Raw genomic sequence first — 1530 nt, 5'->3', positions numbered from 1 at the left:
GGACGGCTGGGCGTCGCCCGCCGCGGGCGTCGCCGGTCCGGAGATCGCCGGTCCAGCGGCTGCTGGCCCGGAGGCCGCCGGTCCGGAGGCCGCGGGTTCGGGGGTCGTGGCCGCGGGACCCGCGGTCGTCCCGGGGGCCGGCGCGGCGGGCTGCGCCGCGGTGCTCGCGGGCTCGGCGACGGGTGCGGGCGCGGTGATGGGCGCGGCTGCGGGAACGGGTGCGGTGACCGGTGCAGGCGCGGCGGCGGCCGGTGCGGGGGCGGCGACCGGTGCCGGGAGGGCGCCGGCGGCTCCGACGCGACGCTCCAGGCGGTCGACCCGCGCGCCCAGCCCGCCGTCGGCGTCCACCCCGGGCAGCAGCAGCCGCGCGCACAGCAGCTCCAGCTGCAGGCGCGGGGAGGTGGCGCCCGTCATCTGCTCCAGGCCGGCGGCCACGACGTCGGCGGCGCGGGAGAGCTCGGCGCGCCCCAGGTGCGCGGCCTGGGCCTTCAGGCGGCCCAGCGCGTCCTCGGGCACCGCCAGCGCGTCCGCCGCGGCGTCGCCCACCGCCGCCACGATGACGAGGTCGCGCAGCCGCTGCAGCAGGTCGTCGGCGAAGCGGCGGGGCTCCTGACCGGTGTCCACGACGCGCTCGACGGCGCGGAAGACCGTCGCCCCGTCACCGGCGGCGACGGCCTCCACGACGTCGTCGAGCAGCGAGGCGTGCGTGTAGCCCAGCAGCGAGACGGCGATGTCGTAGGTGACGCCGTCGTCGCCGGCGCCGGCGATGAGCTGGTCCAGCACGGACAGGCTGTCGCGCACCGAGCCGCCGCCGGCGCGCACGACCAGCGGCAGCACGCCCTTGCCCACGGCCACGCCCTCGCGCTCGGCCAGCTCCGCCAGGTACGTCGTCAGCTGCGCCGGGGGCACCAGCCGGAACGGGTAGTGGTGGGTGCGCGAGCGGATCGTCGTGAGGACCTTGTCCGGCTCCGTCGTGGCGAAGACGAACTTCACGTGCGGCGGCGGCTCCTCCACCGTCTTCAGCAGCGCGTTGAAGCCCGCCGCCGTGACCATGTGGGCCTCGTCGAGGATGTAGACCTTGAAGCGGTCGCGGGCCGGCGCGAAGGACACCCGCTCGCGCAGGTCGCGGGCGTCGTCGACGCCGTTGTGGCTGGCCGCGTCGATCTCGACGACGTCGATGCTGCCCGGGCCGCCGTTGGCCAGGTCGCGGCAGGAGTCGCACTCCCCGCAGGGCGTCGGCGTGGGGCCCTGGGCGCAGTTCAGGCAGCGGGCCAGGATGCGCGCGCTCGTCGTCTTGCCGCAGCCGCGCGGACCGGAGAAGAGGTAGGCGTGGGTGACGCGGCCCTTGGCCAGCGCCTGCCCCAGCGGGGTGGTGACGTGCTCCTGGCCGATCACCTGCGCGAAGGTCTCGGGCCGGTAGCGGCGGTACAGGGCGGTCGTCACGGGGTCGAGGCTAACCCTCCGCGCCGACAGCGCCGACGGCCTCGGGAGGACCCCGGCGTCCTCCCCGGCCCCGGACGTGAGGGACCC

1 protein-coding gene is annotated in these 1530 nt (G+C 77.3%); it reads right to left on the bottom strand.

Annotation, left to right across the window (positions count from 1 at the left end):
• Window positions 1–1443: DNA polymerase III subunit gamma and tau (locus GTQ99_RS23125; RefSeq protein ID WP_166618000.1), on the bottom strand; the 1443-nt coding region annotated here is incomplete at its 3' end.
• Window positions 1444–1530: the final 87 nt, after the last annotated feature.

Origin of the sequence: Kineococcus vitellinus, assembly GCF_009906315.1 — a bacterium.
GTDB lineage: Bacteria > Actinomycetota > Actinomycetes > Actinomycetales > Kineococcaceae > Kineococcus > Kineococcus vitellinus.
This window is presented reverse-complemented; position numbering and strand designations above follow the sequence as displayed.